Genomic DNA, 19820 nt, shown 5'->3' on the forward strand with positions numbered 1-19820 from the left:
CTCCTCTCGGTTCACGCCCACCAGGCGCCGGCCATCGAAGACATCCTTGGCCAGTACCTGCGCACAGTCGGTATGCAGCCGTTCACCAGCCGTCTTGTCCGTAAGGATAGAGAGAGGTTTCGAGATCTACCAGCATCGGAAGCAACTCATCGCGGGAACCTCCGATGTGGGTTACGACCGCGGGGCGGTATCCGGGGTTCGCTTTCGGTAGGTCCCGCGGCGCCCGTGTGCGCCGCTTACCAACCTCGTGGCAACTTCACGATCGCGTACTTCCGCGAGCCGGGCGCTGTCGTGCGGCAGCGGAAAGGGGAGCAGGTCACACCCGGTTCAGCAGCCCCCGCAGTCGATGTCGGATGATGGTCATCTCCGGTATCGGCAACAACAGCATCAGCCCGAAACCGAGGCCGAGCACGAGCGTGCCGCGAATCCCCAGGCCCACCCAGGCCGTGGCCACCTCGCCGAGTCCGTGCAGACTCCCTCCCAGCCAGTGCCAGACGGCGTAGGCACATCCGCATCCCACTACCGAGGCAAGCAGCGACCACCCGATCCCGACCAGGGTTCGCCTGGTCTGTATCCGCCCGAGTCGGATGTGCAACCACCATTGGCCCACGGCGGCGCCCACGAGGAAACTCAACGACATGGCCAGTGCCACGCCGATCACCAGGTCACGCGGATCCAACCACATCAGCAGCGTGTAGCACACGACGGTGCGGAACACGACCATGATCACGTTGATCAGCATCGGCGTCCGGGCGTCCTTCATCGCGTAGAACGCCCGCAGCTGCAGCATCGTGATCGAGAACGGCACGATTCCGGCCGCTGCCACGCCGAGCGTGACCCCGAGACGGTCCGCGGCGCCGACACTGCCCTGACCGAGCGAGAAGAACGCCACCCCGATACCCGATCCCGCCGTGAGCATGAACGCGCTCACCGGCATCAGCAGGATCGCACTCAACCGCGACCCCAGCCCCACGTCGCGGACGAAACCCTCGGTGTCCCCCTCGGCTATCGAACGACTGATTCGCGGCATCAGCGCCTGCAGCAGTGAGACGCCCAACACCCCGTAGGGAACCTGCGAAAGCAGCCACGCGTAGTGGAACGTCGCCACGCTTCCCGACGTGCCCTGCCCGGCCACCCGGATGGTCACGATCATGCCGATCTGGCTGACAACGGTGTAGAGCACCACCCAGCCCGCGAGCGAACCGAACTCCGCCAGCCGCCGGTCCCAACCCCACCGCCAACGGAACCGGAAACCGGTTCTGCGCAGCGAGAGCACCATCACCGCACTCTGCGCCGCTATTCCGAGCATCGTGCCCAACCCCAGAATCAACAGCTTCGCCTGCCCCATCCGCACCGGATCGGCCGATATCTCGCCGGGAGTCACCGCGTACAGGCTCACCGTGGCTATGATCACCAGGTTGTTCATCACCGGTGCCCAGGCTGGTGGGCCGAACACCTGACGTACGTTGAGAATGGCCATCAGCAGTGCCGACAGGCCGTAGAACACGATCCCCGGCAGCAGTAGGTAGGCGAAGGCCGTGGTCAACTCGCTGTTGGCGCGGGTGTGCGAGCCGAGGTACAGCTCGGTCAGCAGCGGTGCTCCCAGCACTGCCAGTGTTGTCGCCACCACCAGCAGAACCACGCCCATCGTGATCATCCACTGCGCGTAGGACTCGCCCTCCTCCTCGCTGTTCTGCCGCGCCCCCACCAGCAGCGGGACGGCCACGCTCGTGAGCACGCCCCCCAGGAGCAACTCGTTGACCACGGTGGGCAGGGTGTTGGCCACGGTGTAGGAGTCGTTGATCATTCCCAGACCGAGTACCCACACCAGCAACACCTTGGCGAACAGTCCGCTGATCCTGCTGGCCATGGTGGCCACGGCCATGGCGCCGCTGGCGCTGCCCAGTGACGGCGTTCGCCCACGGGGTGGACGCTGGCGCTGCTCGACCACGGAAGTTCCCCCTGGCTGAAGTACGGCTGCTCAGGCACCGCCGAATCCGGTTGGTCAAACGGTAACGAAGCACTGCCCCGGTCGCGGGTTCGAAAACGCTCAACCACGTGATTCAGGTGGAAAACTTCCGGTGCGAGCGGGGCTTCTCGGGCGCATACTGACCCCTCCGGGGGAGTCGTGCCGACTCGACAGGGGAGGGGTGATGGGAGGTTCTCCGGTGTTTTCCGAAGATCTTCCGGCAGAGGTGCGGGTACTGGACAGTTGGCGCCGTGCGGGGGTGGACTGCGCGGTGGGGGAGCTGCGCGGGTTGTTCTACGGCTTCGCGCGGTTGGCGGGCCCGTCCAGCGGCTGGAGTCGTTATCGCCCCGGCCGGGTGAGCCGCGGTGGTGGTGAGGCGCTGGCCCCCGAGAAGCTGGGGGACTGGGTGGTGCTGGAGTTCGGACCGAGTGAGCGATTCTGGTCCCAGGAGGTGCGCGCCCGATTTCTCGGGGGAACCGGCGAACTGTCCGGGATGGACCGATGGGGGTGGGCCTGGGGACTGAGTCGCATCCACGAGGAGGTCGACGAGTTCGTCGACGCGCAGCTCAGCCGCGGTTAGTGCGGTCCGTCCTCCCCCTAGCCGGGCGATGCCAGCCACGTTCGCATAGCCACACCAGACCGACCACCGCCAGATTGACCGCGGCGAGGATCAGGTAGGACGGTCCACCCGCACCCACCGATCTTTCGTACGTGGACGTGCCGCCGTCGGCGAACAGCGAATTGAGCAGTGTCACCACGAGGTTGTTGCAGACGTGGAACGCGATCGGTGCTTCGAGACCTCGGCTGATCACCGCCATCAGGCCCGTACAGACACCGACGACGGTGAAATAACCCAGTAGCCACGGGTCGGCCGATCCGTGGATGAGCGCGAACACGATGCTCGACCCCACCAGCCCGGTGAGCAGCGCCCGACGTGCTGTGGGCACCCACGACGCGATCGCAGGCAGCATCGTGCCGCGGAAGATGAGTTCCTCACCGGCGGCCTGTAGCGGGGTGGTCAACACGACGACGAGGAGAAGCGCCACCGTCGTGTTGGTGATCTCGAAGCCGGTCCAGCCGGTGTCGGCCGGCGCGACGAGCGCCACCAGTGCGACACCCGCGGCGACCAGCAGAGTGGAGCCGCCGGAATACACTTTCCAACGTCGGGAGTCCAGCCGTCGCGACGAGCTCAGGAGGCTGCGCCAGGGCACCTCGGCGAGCCGTGCCACGAATGAAACGGCCAGCAAGCCTGTCGCCCCTACGCTCAGGTTGTTCGCCAGAAGCGTCAGTGGCGTCATCTCGTTCGTGAGCGGATCGTCCCTGCCCTCGATCATCGCGGCCGCGTAGTAGAACACGATCTGCAGCAGGACCATCCCCACCGGCAGTACCGAGACGATCACCAGGGGTTTCCACCGGTTCATCCGGACATGGGCACCGAACGGCCGGGATGTGTCGATCGGCGACGGCGCGGAGGTGTCGAGGGGACGAGTAGGCATCGCGCACTCCTGGGGAGTTCGTGGTCGGCGAGAGGCACGGCGGCGCTTCGAAGTCAGTTCGCCGCACCGTCGAGCAGCCAGTGGTATCGCAGGCGGAGGGCTCGTTCCACGCCGGCTACCGCGGCCGAGGCGCCGAGCGTGAGGTTGAGCCACAGCGGCGGTTGGATCGGGGATTCGAAGCTTCCGAAGCGCTGGGCTATGGGTGGGATCTGCGAAACCGGTTCGACGATCTGCAGCAGGAGTGGGCAGGCGCCGATCAGGAGCAGGATCAGCGAGAGGAGACCGATACCGCGGCTGACCACGGGATGTTCCCGGTCCAGGCGTGCGCGGCGTCCTTCCGCCGATCGGGGGTCGGGGAGGAGCTGGCTCTCGGTGCCATCGGTGGTCACGTAGTGGCAGCGCTTGATCCCGAAACAGCTCATCGCCACCTCGATCGTGCCGCCCTCGACGGGAAACGCGGCGGGGAGCTTCGAGACGGCGTGCTGCCGATCGTCGAGGTAGAGGTGCGCTTCGACCTCTCCGGAACCCTGGTTCTGCCAGTGCCGTACGTCGACCGCGTAGTCCACTTGGGCCCCTGATGGGCTCGGCAGGCGGAGTCGGAACAGAGCGCGTCCCGGCAGCTGCCACCAACGGAAGCGTTGCAGTGCTCGACCGTCACCCTCGCGTACACGTCTCGCGGCACGTCGACGTCGCCACTCCTCGAACACGAACACCCCTCGAATCCCCTTGGTGGAATACTCCAACACGCCGTGTTGGTTTGCTGAAGTCACGCTAGCACAGCGTACTAGTACAGTGTGTTGGAGGAGGTTGAGCAGTGACGGCGGACGAGCAGGACATGAGTTCGAGGGACAGGATCATCGCGGCGGCCGCGGTGATGATCAGCGAGGACGCGGGGGCACGGCTCAGCGTGCGCGCGGTCGCGGAGCGGGCCGGTGTCAGCACCGGATCGCTCCGCCACCACTTTCCGACGCAGCGTGCGTTGCAGGACGCGGTGCTCGCACGCGTCTACGACGAGGTGGTCTCGGACGACCGGATCCACGACCGGACCGTCCCAGCCAGGGAACGGCTGATCGACTGCCTGCGGCTCGTGCTGACCCCCGCAGTCGGCGAACAGGCGCGGGAGTCCTGGATCACGGTCTTCCGGACTTTCATCGTCCCCGAGCAGACCGATGAGATCCGCGCTGCGTACCTGGGCATGGAGCGCGAGGGGCAGCGTCGTGTCGAGTACTGGTTGAGCGTCCTGGTCGAGGAGGGCGCGCTCGCCGAAGGCGACAACACGCGACGCGCCAGATTCCTCTGCACCGTCCTCAACGGCCTGTCGATCGAGCGGGCGCTCCCGGCCGAGGAGTCGATCCTGCGGTCCGAGGCCGAGACGCTCCACACCGCGGTCGATTGCGTCCTGAGCTCTCCCGCTTGAGTACGCCACCAAAGCGATCGGTGGACCGCTCGAACAGGGGCTGAAACCCCCGGTGTGGGCGAGGTCTACAGTCCACCTTGGTCGAGATGCCGGACGAAGTTCCGCCGTACGTGTTTCGTGGGATGTGGCGACGCCGGCTTGGTCCGGCGGTCGACGATCGGACCGACCGCCGGACACGAGATCGACGGAGCGCCGGAGTCTCACGTCGCGCCGATCCTCACTTCAGCAGCGAGCGAGCCATCACCATGCGCTGGACCTGGTTGGTTCCCTCGTAGATCTGGGTGATCTTGGCGTCGCGCATCATGCGCTCGACCGGGAAGTCGCGGGTGTAACCGGCTCCACCGAACAGCTGCACCGCGTTGGTGGTGACCTCCATGGCCACGTCCGAGGCGTAGCACTTCGCCGCGGCGGAGATGAAACCGAGGTTTCCCTCCTCGCGCTCGGCACGTGCCGCCGAGACGTAGATCATGTGGCGAGCCGCCTCGATCTTCATCGCCATGTCGGCGAGCATGAACTGCACACCCTGGAAGTCGGCGATGGCCTGCCCGAACTGCTTGCGCTCCTTGACGTAGTCCACGGCGGCGTCGAGTGCTCCCTGCGCGATCCCCAGTGCCTGCGCCCCGATCGTGGGGCGCGTGTGGTCCAGGGTTCGCAGCGCGGTCTTGAAGCCGGTTCCCGGTTCACCGATGATGCGGTCCTCCGGGATGGTGCAGTCGTTGAAGTGGAGTTCGGCGGTCGGTGACCCCTTGATCCCGAGCTTTTTCTCCTTGCCGCCGACCTCGAAGCCCGGGTCGTCGGCGTGGACGACGAAAGCGCTGATCCCGTTCGGGCCCTTGTCCGGGTCGGTGACCGCCATGACCGTGTACCAACTGGACTCCCCACCGTTGGTGATCCAGCACTTGGTGCCGTTGAGTACCCAGTCGTTGCCGTCCCGGCGTGCCCGCGTCTTCATCGCGGCCGCGTCCGAGCCCGCCTCCCGCTCGGAAAGCGCGTAGGAGGCGGTGTGCTCACCCGCCGCGATGGAGGGCAGCACCTTGTGCTTGAGGTCCTCGGAGGCCGACAACAGGATCGGCATCGTGCCGAGCTTGTTCACCGCCGGGATCAGTGAGGAAGAGGCGCAGACCCTGGCCACCTCCTCGATGACGATGCAGGTGGCCACGGAGTCCGCTCCCTGCCCGCCGTAGGCCTCCGGAACGTGGACCCCGGCGAACCCCGACTTCGACAGCGCGTGGAACGCTTCCCTCGGGTAGCGTTCCTGCTCGTCGCACTCCGCCGCGTAGGGTGCGATCTCCTTCTCCGAGAGAGAGCGAACAGCCTCCCGGAGCGCTTCGTGCTCTTCGGAGAGCTGGTAGGTGTCGAAGCTCGAATCCACGAGAGAGTCCTCCTGGTATGTGACACGGCCGTAGCCGGACTTCCTGCTGTTTCTGCCTTGGGAACACACCTGAGATTGGCATCGAGTGCCGTGGTGCGGCATGTTATCGCGATGCTAGCGGCACTGAGTGCCATCAGCAATCCTGGCCTGTTACATTCCCGGCATGTCCGAGGGGAACTCCGGTGAGTCCAAGCCGCGCGCCGGCCGTACGGCGGACGGACGCCGTCAACTGCGTGGTGCGCTGGCCGTGGCCGCGCTCGACCTGTTCGCCGCCAAGGGGTACGAGTCCACCACCGTCGAGGACATAGTGGCGGCGGTGGGGGTCGGGCGACGTACGTTTTTCCGGCACTTCCGCTCCAAGGAGGAAGTGGTGTTCCCGGACCACGACGAGCGTCTCGCCGGGGTCGTACGCGAGCTCGAACAGGCCGGGGAATCCGAGCCGCCGATGGCGGTGGTGTGCCGTACGGCGGAGACGGTGCTGGACATGTATCTGGCCGACCCCGAGGTTTCGCTGAAGCGTTTCGAACTGACCAGGCAGGTTCCCTCGTTGCGCGACCGCGAGATCGTCAGCATCGATCGCTATCAGCGGGTCTTCGCGCGGTATCTCCGACAACGGTTCTCGGAGCCGCCCGACGCGGAGCTGCGGGCCGCTGTCACCGCCGCCACGGTCGTGGCCACGCACAACCACGTGTTGCGTCGTTGGCTGAAGAGCGGGGGAGGGTTCGACGCTCGTGCGGCACTACGGGAAGCGCTGCACGAGGTGACGGCCGAAGACACGCGCGTCTCGTCGCCGGAGTCGGCCGCCGACACCGGCGAGGTCGTTGTCGGCGTCGTTCGGACCTCGACATCCGTTCACGCGGTGCGTGAACAAGTCGAACGTGTGCTCCGCGAGATCGGCGAGAACGACTCGGACTGAGCGAGCCGCTCCGACACTAGACGTGTGCCGTAGTACATTTTCGATAAATTGCATCTGTTATTTCAGTGTTGACCGAAATAAAAACACGACAAACTGGCCGAACCACGAAGAACAACCAAAAACGCCTCGAACCACAGGAGAGCAACTACAGCTCAAGAGTCATATGGACGCTGTTGGCGCTGGGAGCGTAGTCCCCGAACGGTTCGCAGATCCGGAATCCGGCGGATTCGTACAACAGGCGAGCGGGAGTGAAGGCCGCGTTGCTCCCGGTCTCCAGGCTTATCCGTGAGTAGCCGTTCGAGCCTGCCCACTCCACGAGCTGACGCAACATCGTTCGTCCCACACCGCGCCCCCGGGCCGACTCCGCGGTGTGCATCGACTTGAGCTCCAGGTGGAACGGTTCGATCCGTTTGAGTGCGCCGATGGCCAGCAGCTCGGAGCTGTCGCGCAGGCCGAAGAAGGAGACGTCCTTCGAGTCGAGGCCCGTTTCGTCGAGCGCATAGCACTCCTCGGCCGGGCTGTGGTCCCGGGTGAACCTCAGATGCCGGCCGAGCAGTTCCCTCGCTTCCGTGGAGTTGGGATCCTCGGCTCTGATCTCGAGATCGCTCATCAGTGGCATTCTGGCACGCTGTGCTTCCCGGCCCAGGGCGTTTAAGCACGGTTGTTCCGCTCGCTGCGCTCACCTCGTCACCGGAATCTGTTGTTGGCACGTTCGGCGTGATCGCGGATGGTGTCGTTCACCTTCGACCAACGCGGTACGGTTTCGTTCGTCGTATGGCACCGGCAGGGCTCGTGCTCGACGAAAGTCCGCGTAGCGCAAGGAGCGACGGTATGGACACGGCGGTTTTCACGTCTTTCGACGGTGCCGAGATCGCGTATCACACCTGGGAACCACGGGTAGCCGCCGAAGGGGTTCCTCCGGTAATGCTGCAGCACGGCTTCGCGGCGAGCACGGAGTCGAACTGGGTGGGGCCCGGTGTGGTCGACGCGCTGCTCGAGTCCGGTCGGCGGGTGGTCGGTGTCGACGCACGCGGGCACGGTCGTTCACAGAAGAGCGGGGATCCGGCCTTCTTCGGTGAGCGGAACATGTCCCGTGATCACCAGGCGTTGTTCGATCGGCTGGAGCTGGCCGAGGTCGATCTGGTCGGCTACTCGATGGGTGCGATCGTTTCGCTGCTTACGGCCAGTCGGGATCGACGCGTTCGTCGTCTCGTCGTGGGTGGGGTCGGTGGGGCTGTCGTCGAGCTCGGCGGGGTCGACACCGGCGCGTTGGATGGTGGTGGGGAACTGGTTTCGGCGCTGCGTACCGACGATCCCACCAACCTGACCGGGCCGGCCGCGGAGTTCCGCCGGTTCGCCGAGGCCAACGGTGCCGATCTTCCCTCGCTGGCGGCGCAGGCCGCGGCGGTTCATGACACCCCGATCGAGTTGGACGCGATCACGGCCCCGACCGTGCTGATCGCGGGCACCGAGGACTACTTGGCCCGGAATCCCGAACGACTCGTCGAGGCACTTCCACACGCGACCCTGTTCACTCTCGCCGGGGACCATCTCGGTGTGGTGCGTGAGAAAGCTTTCGCCTCGACCATCACCAGTTTCCTGGACGTGGGCTGATCACTCGCACTCGAGGGTGCTCTCCGTGGTGCGGTGCAGTATATTTGTTAGTGTTGTCATTTCAGTGTTGAATGAAACAAAAACCAAAAAAGCAACAACTACTAAATACGGAATAAATACTCAGTCATAACCGCGAACGAAGTGGGTGTCCTCAAGATCATCGGACTCCCACATGGTGGTGGTGTCGCTGAAGTGGTAGGCGCTCTGTCTCGGTATCCGTAGTGCTGCCGTCCGCATCGCTTCCTGATCGAGGGGAGTGGTGGTGACGGGGTGCTTGGCTTCGTTCTGTTCGGAGTGCACGGTGTACTCCTTAGCGGGAGGTGGGTCGTATCCGCCCATCATGCGGCTCTCACGTTGCGTGCGCATTCCGATTGGCGTGTCCTCGAGGTAAACGTACTCGGATTGAGGAACGTCACCGCGATTCGTTCCGCATCTCACAACTTCGCGGCACTCGTGAGGAGTCGTGGCTCGTGCTGCCTAGAGTTGATTCTGGGACGGATGACGCGGCGCCGGGAGTGAGGTGCACGGGTGCACGGTGAGTACAAGGTTCCGGACGGGAAGCTGGTTTCGGCCGATGTGGAGGTGGTGGACCAGCGATTGAGTCGGGTGCGGATCAGCGGGGATTTCTTCCTGGAGCCCGACGAGGCGTTGGAAGATCTCAATCGGTCGTTGCGGGGCGCCTCCGTGAACGCGGACACCGAGACGCTGACCGATCTTGTCCGGCAGGGACTCGATCCCGAGGCACGGTTGGTGGGGTTTACCGTCGAGTCCGTCGCCGTGGCGGTGCGGCGCGCGGTGACCGGGTCGACGGGGTGGCTCGATCACGAGTGGCGGTTGGTGCGGGAGCCGGCTCGTTCGCCGCTGATGCACATGGCGTTGGATCAGGTGTTGGCCGAGGAGGTGGCGGCCGGGAACCGGCCTCCCACGTTGCGCTTCTGGGAGTGGGCCGCTCCCTCGGTGATCATCGGCAGTTTCCAGTCGGTGCGCAATGAGGTGGACATGCCCAGCGCCGAACGGTACGGGGTCGAGGTGGTTCGACGTATCACCGGTGGCGGTGCGATGTTCGTCGAACCGGGCAACACCGTGACCTACTCGCTGTACGCGCCGAGTTCGCTGGTGGCGGGAATGTCGTTCGCCGCCTCCTATGCCTTTCTCGACGACTGGGTGCTGCAGGTGTTGCGGGAGTTGGGGCTGAACGTGTGGTATCAGCCGCTCAACGACATCACGTCCGACGGCGGCAAGATCGGTGGTGCGGCGCAGAGGCGGGTAGCGGCGGGGGCGGTGTTGCATCACGTGACGATGTCCTATGACGTGGATGCGGAGAAGTTGGGACAGGTGCTGCGGGTCGGTGGGGTGAAGCTCTCGGACAAGGGGGTTGGCAGTGTCGTCAAGCGGGTGGATCCCCTGCGACGGCAGACCGGGTTGGACCGGCAGGTCGTGATCGATCGGCTGGTGGGCGGTTTCGGTGATCGGCACGGACTTGTCGAGGACCGCGTCACCGAGGACGAGCAGCGCCGCGCCGAGGAGTTGATCTTCGAGAAGTTCGCCACCGAGGAGTGGTTGCACCGGGTTCCCTGAGCCGTGGTTTTCCGGGCGGCGGGGGTGGGGCTTGTGCGGTTTCGGGTGGCTTCACTGCCTGGTTCGTCCCGCTTTCAGGGCAGTGGGTTGGGCAGGCCGGGGGTGGTGCGTCGGCGACGTAGCCATACCTTGCGGGTGCCGTCGGAGTACAGCAGCACCCGGGAGAGTTCCCAGCCGGCGAATTCGGCGTGGATGCTGAGTCTGGTCGCCGCGCTGAGCCGAGAGATCCCGGCGGGTAGGCGCAGCGGTTGGTACTCCCAGTCGGGGTCTGCTCCTGTGGATCCGGTGTCGGTCAATTTCGTACCACCTGTAGGCCGTCCCCGGTCGCCGAGGCGATGTAGATCGTCCCGGTGCGGGGGTTCACCGTCACCGAGTCCGGTTGCCTGACCGTCGGTAGACGGTGGGCTTCACGCGGTTGCCCGCCTGCCGTGTCGTAGCCGACGAGTTGGTTGCGTGCGGTCAGTGTGACCCAGGCTAGGTCGCGCCGGGGCGCGAACGCGAGTCCGTATGGGGAGCCGGGGACGGGATAGCGCTGTTTCATGATCAGGGGTTCGGTGGCGAAGGCCATGATCTCTTCGCCGCGGGTGTCGATCGCCAGCACGCGGCCGAACGCGTCGGCGATCGCGTTGGTGGCGCCTTCACCGGCGCGCAGCGCTGGCTGCTTGTCGCCGGAGTTGATCTCGATGGGGGTCAGCGAGGTGGTGAGCCGGTCGAGCACGACGACTGTGGAGCCGCGTCGCACGAGGTCGTCGGCGCCGGGGAATCCGTCGACGCGTTGTTGGATCTCGCCGTCGCGCAGTATGGCCACGTCGTCGGTTTGGGGACGGCTGACGAAGAGTTCGTCGCCGACGTCGAGTGCGTCGGCGGGTGAGCCCGGCACGTCGGTGCGTTGGGTGATCCGTGCGGTGTTCGGATCGATGCGGGCGACGGTGTTGGCCTCGGGCAGTGCTGCCAGCAGGGTTGTGCCGTCCGGGCTGAGGCGCAGCGAGCTCGCCGGGGCGGGAAGTTCGACGGTGCGGGGTTTCTGTCGTGGTGCGTTGGTGTCGAACAGGCTGATTCGGGCGGTGTCGGTGTTGGCCAGGGCGAGGGTGTGTCGTCGTGGGACGAGCGTGATGTGTTCGGCGGCGGGGGCGGGTACGACCGTGCCTGCCGGTTGGGTTCGTGCTTGGGGGGCGGGGGCTGGTGTGGCCGAGGTGAGCTGGTCGGTGACCTGCAGTGGGCGGGAGGTGTTGTCGCCGGAGCATGCGGTCAGTAGCGCGACTGCGGCCAGGCATGTGGTGATCAGGCGACGCAACGACGATCTCCCCTGGGGTGCGGGAACGGGCTGGTTCCCAGGGTCTCGCATCCGGTTGTGGGGCTGTGACAGGGTTGCTTGTCGCGGTGTGCGGTGTGGCCCGGGGTGGGTGGTTCAGTGGTCGTTGTGCGGGTCGCTGACGTCGTCGAGTGCGGCTTGGATGGCCGGTGGGAGAGTGATCTCCTCACAGCCGAGGCAGGTTTTGAGTTGTTCGTGGGTGCGGGCGCCGAGCACGGGGGCACCCACGGTGGGGCGGTCGCGGATCCAGGCGAGCGCGACGGCCGCGGGAGAGGCGCCGAGTCCGTCGGCGGCGGTGGTCACGGCGTGCGTGATGCGTGCGGCGCGGGTGGCGTCGTGGTGGTCGATGTAGGCCGTCATCTTCGGGTCCGCGCCGCGGGAGTCGGGTGGGGTTTCGTCGAGGTATTTGCCGGTGAGGACGCCGCGGCCGAGTGGGGCTTGGGCGAGTACGGAGATCTGGTGGTGCTCGGCAGCGGGGAGTAGTCGGTTTTCCGGTGTGCGCCGCAGCAGGGAGTACTCGGTTTGTGTGCTGGCCAGTGGTAGGTGTGTGGGGAGTGCCCGGCGCAGTGTGGCGGTGGTGGCCAGTTGCCAGCTGTGTTGTTCGGACAGCCCGATGTAGCGCACTTTTCCGCTGTTGACGGCGTGTTGGAGTGTGTCCAGGGTTTCGCGCAGGGGGATGTTCGGGTTCCAGCCTCGTAGTTGCCACAGGTCGATGTGTTCCACGCGCAGGCGGCGTAGTGAGCCGTGCAGGCAGTCGAGCAGGTTGGCGCGGGATGTGGCTCGGGGCTCGGTTTGGGTGGCGATGGTCAGTCGTTCGCGGGGGAAGGTGGTTTCCAGCAGTTCACCGAGGATGGCTTCGCTGCGGCCCTGTTGGTAGGTGGGTGAGGTTTCCAGCAGGGTTCCGCCGGCTTCGTGGAATGTGGCCAGTTGGGCGGCTGCTTGGTCGGTGTGAGTGCTGTATCCCCAATTCATGGTGCCCAGTGCGAGTCGGGACACCTGTAGGCCGGTGTTGCCGAGTTGTCGTTGTCGCACGAGGGCACAGCGTATGCCTGGTGCGGCCGTTTCGCTTTGTGTCGGGTTCGACACAATCCGTTCGTGTGGTGGCGCGTATCACAACGACGCTGTGGGTGTGGGGTGGGGCGGGGGTGTTGCGTGGTGGTCTGTTCTTTTCGGGAAAGCGGGTTTGCCCTGGGGTTGTCGGTTGTGGGGGCGCTCCTGAGCTGGTTCGGGGGATGCTGCAAGATCTTTGGGGCGGGAGGGGTTGTAGAGATGGCGTCCCGGTGGGGCGCGAAATTCGACTGTGCTGGAGTGGGTTTCGTTGACGTGGTTGCAGGCCGTGGTGCTTGCGGTGGTTCAAGGGCTGACTGAATTTCTGCCCGTCTCGTCGTCGGGGCATTTGCGGATCGTGTCGCAGTTGCTGTTCGATACCGATGCCGGGGCTTCGTTCACGGCGGTTACCCAGATCGGCACGGAGCTGGCTGTGGTGATCTATTTCTTCGGCGATATCGTGCGGCTGGTCGGAACGTGGTTTCGCGGGATGGTCAACGCCGAGATTCGCCGGACGCAGGATTACCGGTTGGCGTGGTACGTCATCGTGGGTAGCATTCCCATCGGCATTCTGGGTTTCTTTTTCCAGGATCTCATTCGTGGTGCGTTGCGCAGTTTGTGGATCACCGCTACGACGTTGATCGTGTTCGGTCTGCTGTTGGGGGTGGCCGAGCGTTACGGGCCGCAGTTGCGTAAGCAGGCGGAGTTGCGGCTCAGCGATGGTGTGCTGATGGGGTTGGCGCAGTCGTTGGCGTTGGTGCCGGGTGTTTCCCGGTCCGGCGGCACGATCACCGCGGGGTTGGCGTTGGGGCTGAACCGGTCCACGGCGGTGCGGTTCTCCTTCTTGCTGGCGATTCCGGCGGTGTTCGCCGCGGGGTTGTTGGAGCTGGGTCATGTGTTCAATCCCGAGGGGCCGGGTGTGCAGCCCAGCGGTCCGCAGATGCTGGTGGCCACGATTCTGGCCGGTTTGGTCGGTTACGCCTGCATCGCGTGGTTGTTGCGGTATGTGGAAAAGCACAGCGTTTACCTGTTCGTCTGGTGGCGTGTGATCGTCGGTGTGGCGGTGTACGCGTTGTTGACGTTCGGGGTGCTGCAGGCCTGACCCAAGCGGGGTCCGAGCGGCACGTATGCTGGCGCCGTGGCGACGGTGATTTTGCTGCGACATGCCCGTTCGGCGGCCAACGGCGCCGGTACGCTCGCCGGTCGCACGCCTGGTGTCGGGTTGGACGAGCGCGGGAGGGCGCAGGCTGCCGGCCTGGCCGAGCGGCTTGCGCCCGTCCCGTTACGAGCTTTGGTGGCTTCGCCGCTGCGGCGTTGTGTCGACACGCTGTCCGGGCTTTCCGGGCAGCGTGGTCTGGCGGTGGAGACCGAGCAGGATCTGGCCGAGGTCGACTACGGTGACTGGACCGGGCGTTCGGTGCGGGAGTTGAGTGAGGAGCCGCAGTGGAAGGTGGTGCAGCAGCACCCTTCGGCCGCGGTGTTTCCCGGTGGTGAAGGGCTGGCCGGGGTGCAGGCCAGGGCCGTGGCCGCGGTGCGTGCGCACGACGCGCGGTTGGCGGCCGAGCACGGCGAGGAAGCGGTGTGGCTGGCGTGCACGCACGGCGATGTGATCAAGGGGATTCTGGCCGACGCGTTGGGGCTGCATCTGGACGGTTTTCAGCGGATCGTGGTCGAGCCGTGTTCGTTCAGCGTGGTGCGCTACACCGACACGAGGCCGTTCGTGCTGCGGATCAATGACACCGGCACCGACCTGTCTGGGCTGTTGCCCGCCGAGCGGGAGGAAACCTCGGGCGATGCCGTGGTTGGGGGGTCGACGGGCGGTTGACTGGTTCGCGCCGTTATCCCGTGCTCGATTTGAGCGCGTTTCTGGTGGGCTCGTGGTCGTTGCACCGAACGATTCTCTCGCCGGAGGGGGAGCGGTGGGGTGAGTTCACCGGTTCGGCATCGTTCGCGCCCGCTGGTGAGGTGTTGACCTATCGGGAGCGGGGAACGCTGCGGCTCGGTGGTTATCAGGGCTCGGCTTTTCGGCAACTGCGGTATCAGCCGACCGGGCCGGGGCAGGCCGCGGTGTATTTCGACTACGGGGATTTCTTCCACGAGTTGGATCTGCGTGAGGGGTACTGCGACACCAGTCATCCGTGTCGCGACGATTTCTACCGCGGTGAGTTCGAGGTGCTCGACGCCGACACGTGGTGGCAGTGCTGGGAGGTCTTCGGGCCGACGAAGAACCACACGCTGCGTACCGAGTTCCGCCGCGACGACTCCGGGGGACGGGAAACGTGAATGCGGCACCGTGTCGAACTCCGCGGTGAGGACGAGATCGGGCTGCTGAGCTCGGCGGGTGCTGCCGTGGCCGCCGCGTTGACGGGCGTGGGCGGGCGGATACTTCCCGGGGCGTTTCCCGCCGATCTCGAGCGGGCCGCGGTGGCGTCGCTGGCCGAGTGCGGCGCGGCGCCCGCGGTACCGATCCCCGACGGTGGCGCACGTGCGTTGTCGCTCTCGCGTAACGAGGTGGTCTGCGGTGGCCCACCCGTGGGGGAGCGTCTGGAAGCCGGTGAGCTGGTGACTGTGGAGTGTGCCGCGAGCGTGGCCGGTTGGTGCGCGTGGTCGGCGTTCGGGGCGTCGGTGGGGGTTCCCGCCGAGTCGGATCTTCGGTTGACCGGGACGGCTGCCGAGGCACTGCGCAGCGGCATCGGAGCCGTGTCGGTGGGCAACCGGCTGGGGGAGGTCGCGCACGCGATCGGGGTGGTCGCGCGGGGCGCAGGCTGCGGCATGCCGGTGGCGTGCGGCTACGGGATCGGCCGCCGATTGCGTGAAGGACCTGTCGTCCCGGCGCCCGGGAAGCGGTCGACGGGCGTGACGTCGCGTCCGGGACTGGTGTTCACGGTCGTGGCCGGGGTTTGCGACAGCGGCAGTGACGAGGGGGTGCGCGGGCAGGACGGTGTCGTGGTCACCGGCGACGGCAGTCGGGCGTGCGTGTTCGGCCACACCGTGGCGGTCACCCGGTGGGGGCCACGGGTGCTGACCAGCTCGTGATCACCCGTTTTCCCCGCCACGGGTGGGCTGCGGGGAGGCTCTCACCGGTGCCGACGCGGTGGTGTTGCCGCTGGCGGGGCTGCCGACCGCGCCCGGACGGACTGGGTAGTTTCACGGATGCCCGGTCACGGGTGAGCTCGTCACCGTGGGGGCATGAGCGGACGGCGACTCGCGAGAGGGATCTACCGCGATCTGATCAGCGGCGTGGTGCTGGCGCTGTTGACCGCCTCGTGCTGGTGGGTCTGGATGGCGTGGGACAACGGTTATCACACCGACCCGGCGACGGGAGCGACCAGCGGCCCGTACCAGGCGTGGCAGGTGATCGGCTGCGTCGTGTGCCTGATCGGGTTGGGGGTGCTCGCCACTGTCAGACTTCCCTGGTGGCTGGTGCTCGCGGTCATGCCGTTGTCGTTCACCGCGGCGTGGTCGTGGACGGCCGCCGGCACTGACGGCACCGGGCTGTGGGGTGTAGGTGCGGTGCTGGTCTTTACCGGCATGCTGGCCGGAACGGGGCTCGTCACCGGACTGACCACCCTCGTTCGTTCCAGCGGCAAGCGAGCCGGGAAACCCCCGTCGGGCCGGTGAGAATCCCGCCGCTGGGCAGTCGGGGGCCGTGAGGACAGCGTAAGCAGAGTCATAGGGATCGCTCACGGTTCGACAGAGGCCACGCGCGCCCGAAGTGACACGATCTGGCGACCGCTGCCCTGGAGCCACGATGATCCGTGACCGCAGAAACGAGGACCTCGATCGCCTGTGCGACCTCCTGAGCGAGTTGGACGACCAAGCCCACGTCCTCGGAACACGACCACCGCGGGACTGGCTGCAGGAGGTCGACGCCGAGCGCTCGTGGGTGTTCGACCAGGCACCGGTGAGCGCCGCCCCGACCCGGAACGTGGTCGGCCACGTCCAGATCTACCTCCCGCCCGAGGCCCGCTGGGTCCACGACGTCGCGGCACGGACCGGTCGACGGGTCGGCGAGCTGCTGGTGATCGGGCGAGTGTTCGTGAAACCGGCCAAGCACGCCTACGGCATCGCGCGATACCTGCTCAAGGAATCGGTGAAACACGTCGAAACGCGCGGGAGTCTGCCCGTGCTGGATCCCGCCGACCTCGCCCTCATCCCACCGTCACTGTGCGCCAAGCTCGGTTTCAGAGAACTCCACACCGAGGACCACACCCCGACCCCCTGGCCAGGGCAGAGTGACCCACAAGGCCCGATGACCACCGACTTCCCACTGATTTCCTGAGACAGCCCTGGTCGGAGGAACACCAGCTCGTGGCTTCGCCTCGCGGCTGCGGCGCCCGGAAGGTGCTGTTTCAGTGGGGTTCCTGCAACGAGATGGGATTCGAAGGGGACAGTCGTGGGTATTTGGTAAGCCTGGATCATGAACTTGCCCTTGGCAGGACATGTTGCCTTCGTTGCCGGCGGCACCCGTGGCGGTGGCCGTGGTATCGCGACCGAACTCGGCGCCGCCGGTGCCACGGTATACGTCACCGGCCGCAGCACCCGCGCCGCCAAATCCGATCTGGACCGTCCCGAAACGATCGAGGACACCGCCGAGTACGGCAAGGACCCCCATTTCGCACATTCGGAAACACCGGCCTTCCTCGGCCGTGCCGTGGTCGCCCTCGCCACGGACCCCGACGTGTTGTCCAAGACCGGGCAGTCACTGGCGACGTGGGATCTGGCGGAAGAATACGGCTTCACCGACAGAGACGGCAGTCAACCGCACTGGGGGCGCTATTTCCGCCACACACTCGCACCCCAACTCGACACCGTCGTCGACGGACTCACACAAGATCCCGTTCAGTGAGGGATCCGCTCAGCGACGCGTCCGGTCGGGATCGTGCGAGTCTCCGGACGGTGCCGGTAGGCTCGGCGGCATGGCCCAGATCGACTTCGTTTCTCGCGTCGGCGTGTGGTGGACCAGCGACCTGTGGTCGATCAACGATGTGATCACCCGTGCCCGTGAGATCGAGCGGCTCGGCTACGGTTCGCTGTTCTACGGCGAAGCCGGTGGTAAGGAGACCTTCACCCAGGCCGCCGCGCTGTTGGGCGGCACCGAACGGCTGGTGGTCGGCACCGGCATCGCCAACATCCATGCCCGCAGCGCCCCGGCCAGCGAGTCCGGTGCCCGCACCCTCGCCGCGCTGCACCCGGGCCGTTTCGTGCTCGGGCTGGGGGTCAGTCACGCCCCGCTGGTGGAGCACAGCTACGCCGGTTCCTACTCCCGACCGCTGAGCACCATGCGTGACTACCTGCGAACCATGGACGCGGTCCCGGAGGGGATCGAGCCGGGTGCGCAGCGCCCGGCCCGGCTGTTGGCCGCGCTCGGACCGAAGATGATCGAGTTGTCCGGTACCGCCGCCGACGGGGCACACCCGTACCTGGTGACCCCGGAGCACACCGCGCACACCCGCGAGCGGCTCGGTCCCGACAAGTGGGTGGTCAGCGAGCAGGCTGTCGCGCTCACCACGGATCGGGAGGCCGGTCTGCGGCGTGCGCACCAGCACCTGCACATGTACTCGCAGCTGCCGAACTACCAGAACTCCTGGCTGCGGCAGGGATTCGACGAATCCGACCTGGTCATCGGCGGCTCGGACAAGCTGGCCGAAGGCATGGTCGCCATGGGCGACGCCGGGACGGTCGCCACGCACGTGCGGCGGCACCTGGACGCGGGCGCCGACCACGTGCTCGTGCAAGTCCTCGACGACGATCCGCTGCCCGCGCTGCGCGAACTCGCCCCGACCCTCGGGTTGAGCTGAACACCCACGATCCCGGACGGCTACCTCACCACGACCAAGCAGTGACCCTTACCTCGCGGCTCGCCGTAGCGACCTGGCGACGACGCCCGGTACGGGCAGTTGACGAGCTGGATACCGTCGTCGGGGAAGAACTTCAGGCACTGGCCGACACGCAGGGACTGCTCGGGGTCAGTCCTCTCCCAGTTTGATGTGATCCGCGGGGACTTCCGCGTGGGAATGGCAGCGGAACGTGGCCAGGTGCAGGGCGATGAGTTCGTAGGTGCCGATCACTGTGACCAGCTCGACCAAGCTTTGGTATCCGAGTACCTCCACAGCCTCCTCGTAGAGGGTGTCGGGCACGTTTCCGTAGGAGACCAGCGAACGACTGATCCGCTGGACGGCCTGTTCCCGTCGGTCCAGCGTGTCCAGCGGTTGCTGGAATTCTATGCGGCGCAGAATGGTTTCCGGAAGTCCGGCGGCGCGCGCCACTCGTTCGTGCGCGTACCATATGTAGTCGGCCTTGCGCTGGACCGCGAGGGTCAGCACCGCGATCTCTCGTTCACTATCGGAAAGTTGGATGCTGGTCATCGAGGTGGTAGCCAGCCGTACCACTAGATCGTGGAGTTTCGGGGAGTACAGCGCGGCGTTGAAAGGACCCAACATGTGGTCGTCGTTGTCGACTACGTCGAACGTGCTGTGAAAGGTGTCGATGATCTTCTCGCGTAGTTCGACTCCGGCTGGTGAGAGGTCTTCAACGGCAAGCAGGGGTAGCCGGTTGTCCTGATGGAATTCCATGGGGTTCTCCTCGGTGTGGGTGCTCGGACATGTTGCTTCCGCGATTGAATTTGCTCGGGAGCTAGTCGACGAATGCTCGGGAGACATCGCCGCCCAGATCCTCGGCTGCCCGCAGTACTTCTCGGGGCCAGCTCGTGGGGACGGTCTCGTTTTCGTCGCGGCGTACACAGGCGACCTGTTGTTCGCCGCGGGCGACTAGCGGATCGTTGTTGTCGGGGTCGAGCAGGTGGTAAGCGAAGCGCAAGATGGCGAGGTTGAAGTACACGGTGGGGATGGACAGCCGAATGGAGACTGTGTCGGCCACCGTGACCGCCAGGAAGTATTCGCACTGGCATCGGGTGGTGATCACTGTCCGCGCACTGTTGAGTTCCTCGAGGAAATCCGGTGCGTATCGCATGAGGAACCTGTCACGACTGTGGCCCTGCCACTTGAGGAAATCCGCGAAGAAGACGTTTCTGGCGTAGTCAGTGTCGTCGGCGGTGACGGTGTGTTCGATGTCGAACGTAGTGCTCACGTGACCCTCC

23 protein-coding genes and 1 pseudogene are annotated in these 19820 nt (G+C 65.9%); 13 read left to right on the plus strand and 11 right to left on the minus strand.

Translation table 11 applies throughout. The annotated features are described in order from the left end of the window. Positions 1-316: 316 nt before the first annotated feature. A complete protein-coding gene (gene murJ, locus BM150_RS10475; protein ID WP_092926547.1) occupies positions 317-1951 on the minus strand; it encodes a murein biosynthesis integral membrane protein MurJ in 1635 nt (544 codons plus the stop codon). A gap of 217 nt (positions 1952-2168) precedes the next feature. Between murJ and BM150_RS10480 the strand changes: the two genes are divergently transcribed. Continuing rightward, complete coding sequence (locus tag BM150_RS10480) at positions 2169-2549, plus strand: hypothetical protein (protein WP_245755413.1); 381 nt, start codon at positions 2169-2171, stop codon at positions 2547-2549. On the opposite strand, the gene BM150_RS10485 is transcribed toward BM150_RS10480, so the two are convergent. After that, the gene (locus BM150_RS10485; RefSeq protein WP_217641535.1) at positions 2536-3465 is read right to left on the minus strand and encodes a CPBP family intramembrane glutamic endopeptidase; all 930 of its coding nucleotides are present in this window, start codon (positions 3463-3465) and stop codon (positions 2536-2538) included. The genes BM150_RS10480 and BM150_RS10485 overlap by 14 nt on opposite strands. Before the next feature lie 53 nt (positions 3466-3518). After that, a complete protein-coding gene (locus BM150_RS10490) occupies positions 3519-4172 on the minus strand; it encodes a hypothetical protein (RefSeq protein ID WP_092926914.1) in 654 nt (217 codons plus the stop codon). A gap of 128 nt (positions 4173-4300) precedes the next feature. Here BM150_RS10490 and BM150_RS10495 point away from each other — a divergent pair, with 128 nt between their 5' ends. Next, positions 4301-4882 (plus strand): TetR family transcriptional regulator, encoded by a 582-nt coding sequence (locus BM150_RS10495; RefSeq protein WP_175496783.1) that lies wholly within the window; start codon positions 4301-4303, stop codon positions 4880-4882. 217 nt (positions 4883-5099) lie between these two features. On the opposite strand, the gene BM150_RS10500 is transcribed toward BM150_RS10495, so the two are convergent. Further along, positions 5100-6254, minus strand: coding sequence for an acyl-CoA dehydrogenase (locus BM150_RS10500; RefSeq protein WP_092926555.1), 1155 nt, complete (start codon positions 6252-6254; stop codon positions 5100-5102). A 163-nt stretch (positions 6255-6417) separates the two neighbouring features. Here BM150_RS10500 and BM150_RS10505 point away from each other — a divergent pair, with 163 nt between their 5' ends. After that, a complete protein-coding gene (locus BM150_RS10505; RefSeq protein ID WP_092926557.1) occupies positions 6418-7170 on the plus strand; it encodes a TetR family transcriptional regulator in 753 nt (250 codons plus the stop codon). Positions 7171-7315: 145 nt separating this feature from the next. On the opposite strand, the gene BM150_RS10510 is transcribed toward BM150_RS10505, so the two are convergent. Next, the gene (locus tag BM150_RS10510; protein ID WP_092926916.1) at positions 7316-7780 is read right to left on the minus strand and encodes a GNAT family N-acetyltransferase; all 465 of its coding nucleotides are present in this window, start codon (positions 7778-7780) and stop codon (positions 7316-7318) included. A gap of 221 nt (positions 7781-8001) precedes the next feature. On the opposite strand from BM150_RS10510, the gene BM150_RS10515 reads away from it, so the two are divergent. Then, positions 8002-8784 carry an alpha/beta fold hydrolase gene (locus BM150_RS10515; RefSeq protein WP_092926559.1) on the plus strand — a complete coding sequence of 261 codons (783 nt, stop codon included), beginning with the start codon at positions 8002-8004 and terminating at the stop codon, positions 8782-8784. Between the two features lie 120 nt (positions 8785-8904). On the opposite strand, the gene BM150_RS10520 is transcribed toward BM150_RS10515, so the two are convergent. Beyond that, on the minus strand, positions 8905-9150 hold the full coding sequence (locus BM150_RS10520) for a hypothetical protein (protein WP_139219511.1): 246 nt from the start codon (positions 9148-9150) through the stop codon (positions 8905-8907). Between the two features lie 162 nt (positions 9151-9312). On the opposite strand from BM150_RS10520, the gene lplAB reads away from it, so the two are divergent. After that, positions 9313-10362, plus strand: a complete 1050-nt coding sequence (gene lplAB, locus BM150_RS10525) for a lipoate-protein ligase LplAB (RefSeq protein WP_092926563.1) — start codon at positions 9313-9315, stop codon at positions 10360-10362. 74 nt (positions 10363-10436) lie between these two features. Here lplAB and BM150_RS10530 read toward each other — a convergent pair whose 3' ends face one another. The 3 genes from BM150_RS10530 to BM150_RS10540 form a co-directional block, all read right to left on the minus strand. Continuing rightward, positions 10437-10658, minus strand: coding sequence for a DUF5703 family protein (locus tag BM150_RS10530; RefSeq protein ID WP_092926565.1), 222 nt, complete (start codon positions 10656-10658; stop codon positions 10437-10439). Beyond that, positions 10655-11656, minus strand: coding sequence for a YncE family protein (locus BM150_RS10535; protein ID WP_092926567.1), 1002 nt, complete (start codon positions 11654-11656; stop codon positions 10655-10657). Before BM150_RS10535 ends, BM150_RS10530 begins: the two co-directional genes overlap by 4 nt. Positions 11657-11770: 114 nt before the next feature. Further along, a complete protein-coding gene (locus BM150_RS10540) occupies positions 11771-12706 on the minus strand; it encodes an aldo/keto reductase (protein ID WP_092926569.1) in 936 nt (311 codons plus the stop codon). Between the two features lie 286 nt (positions 12707-12992). Between BM150_RS10540 and BM150_RS10545 the strand changes: the two genes are divergently transcribed. The 8 genes and pseudogenes from BM150_RS10545 to BM150_RS10580 all read left to right on the plus strand — a co-directional run bounded on the left by BM150_RS10545 (position 12993) and on the right by BM150_RS10580 (position 18522). Then, positions 12993-13823 (plus strand): undecaprenyl-diphosphate phosphatase, encoded by an 831-nt coding sequence (locus BM150_RS10545; protein WP_245755414.1) that lies wholly within the window; start codon positions 12993-12995, stop codon positions 13821-13823. Positions 13824-13859: 36 nt separating this feature from the next. Then, positions 13860-14546, plus strand: a complete 687-nt coding sequence (locus tag BM150_RS10550) for a histidine phosphatase family protein (RefSeq protein WP_175496771.1) — start codon at positions 13860-13862, stop codon at positions 14544-14546. 20 nt (positions 14547-14566) lie between these two features. Next, positions 14567-15004: a DUF6314 family protein gene (locus BM150_RS10555; RefSeq protein WP_092926571.1), complete on the plus strand. Its 438-nt coding sequence runs from the start codon at positions 14567-14569 to the stop codon at positions 15002-15004. Next, positions 15005-15757, plus strand: a complete 753-nt coding sequence (locus BM150_RS10560; protein WP_092926573.1) for a M24 family metallopeptidase — start codon at positions 15005-15007, stop codon at positions 15755-15757. A 153-nt stretch (positions 15758-15910) separates the two neighbouring features. After that, positions 15911-16342: a hypothetical protein gene (locus BM150_RS10565; RefSeq protein WP_092926575.1), complete on the plus strand. Its 432-nt coding sequence runs from the start codon at positions 15911-15913 to the stop codon at positions 16340-16342. Positions 16343-16472: 130 nt separating this feature from the next. Then, the gene (locus BM150_RS10570; protein ID WP_092926577.1) at positions 16473-17003 is read left to right on the plus strand and encodes a GNAT family N-acetyltransferase; all 531 of its coding nucleotides are present in this window, start codon (positions 16473-16475) and stop codon (positions 17001-17003) included. A gap of 138 nt (positions 17004-17141) precedes the next feature. Further along, positions 17142-17318: pseudogene (locus BM150_RS25250) on the plus strand (short-chain dehydrogenase); the annotation flags it as partial. Between the two features lie 322 nt (positions 17319-17640). Beyond that, complete coding sequence (locus tag BM150_RS10580; RefSeq protein WP_092926581.1) at positions 17641-18522, plus strand: LLM class F420-dependent oxidoreductase; 882 nt, start codon at positions 17641-17643, stop codon at positions 18520-18522. A 168-nt stretch (positions 18523-18690) separates the two neighbouring features. Here BM150_RS10580 and BM150_RS10585 read toward each other — a convergent pair whose 3' ends face one another. Together BM150_RS10585 and BM150_RS10590 are read right to left on the minus strand one after the other, a co-directional pair. Then, positions 18691-19296 (minus strand): carboxymuconolactone decarboxylase family protein, encoded by a 606-nt coding sequence (locus BM150_RS10585; protein ID WP_092926583.1) that lies wholly within the window; start codon positions 19294-19296, stop codon positions 18691-18693. A gap of 61 nt (positions 19297-19357) precedes the next feature. After that, positions 19358-19810 carry an acyl-CoA thioesterase gene (locus BM150_RS10590; RefSeq protein WP_092926585.1) on the minus strand — a complete coding sequence of 151 codons (453 nt, stop codon included), beginning with the start codon at positions 19808-19810 and terminating at the stop codon, positions 19358-19360. Between the last annotated feature and the right edge of the window lie 10 nt (positions 19811-19820).

Source organism: Actinopolyspora alba (assembly GCF_900112765.1).
Taxonomy (GTDB): domain Bacteria; phylum Actinomycetota; class Actinomycetes; order Mycobacteriales; family Pseudonocardiaceae; genus Actinopolyspora; species Actinopolyspora alba.

Coding starts and splice junctions, on each gene's coding strand:
- BM150_RS10485 (WP_217641535.1), bottom strand. CDS start 3,465: ATGCCTACTCGTCCCCTCGACACCTCCGCGCCGTCGCCGATCGACACA.
- BM150_RS10495 (WP_175496783.1), top strand. CDS start 4,301: ATGAGTTCGAGGGACAGGATCATCGCGGCGGCCGCGGTGATGATCAGC.
- BM150_RS10505 (WP_092926557.1), top strand. CDS start 6,418: ATGTCCGAGGGGAACTCCGGTGAGTCCAAGCCGCGCGCCGGCCGTACG.
- BM150_RS10510 (WP_092926916.1), bottom strand. CDS start 7,780: ATGAGCGATCTCGAGATCAGAGCCGAGGATCCCAACTCCACGGAAGCG.
- BM150_RS10515 (WP_092926559.1), top strand. CDS start 8,002: ATGGACACGGCGGTTTTCACGTCTTTCGACGGTGCCGAGATCGCGTAT.
- BM150_RS10520 (WP_139219511.1), bottom strand. CDS start 9,150: ATGCGCACGCAACGTGAGAGCCGCATGATGGGCGGATACGACCCACCT.
- BM150_RS10560 (WP_092926573.1), top strand. CDS start 15,005: ATGCGGCACCGTGTCGAACTCCGCGGTGAGGACGAGATCGGGCTGCTG.
- BM150_RS10565 (WP_092926575.1), top strand. CDS start 15,911: ATGAGCGGACGGCGACTCGCGAGAGGGATCTACCGCGATCTGATCAGC.
- BM150_RS10570 (WP_092926577.1), top strand. CDS start 16,473: ATGATCCGTGACCGCAGAAACGAGGACCTCGATCGCCTGTGCGACCTC.
- BM150_RS10580 (WP_092926581.1), top strand. CDS start 17,641: ATGGCCCAGATCGACTTCGTTTCTCGCGTCGGCGTGTGGTGGACCAGC.
- BM150_RS10585 (WP_092926583.1), bottom strand. CDS start 19,296: ATGGAATTCCATCAGGACAACCGGCTACCCCTGCTTGCCGTTGAAGAC.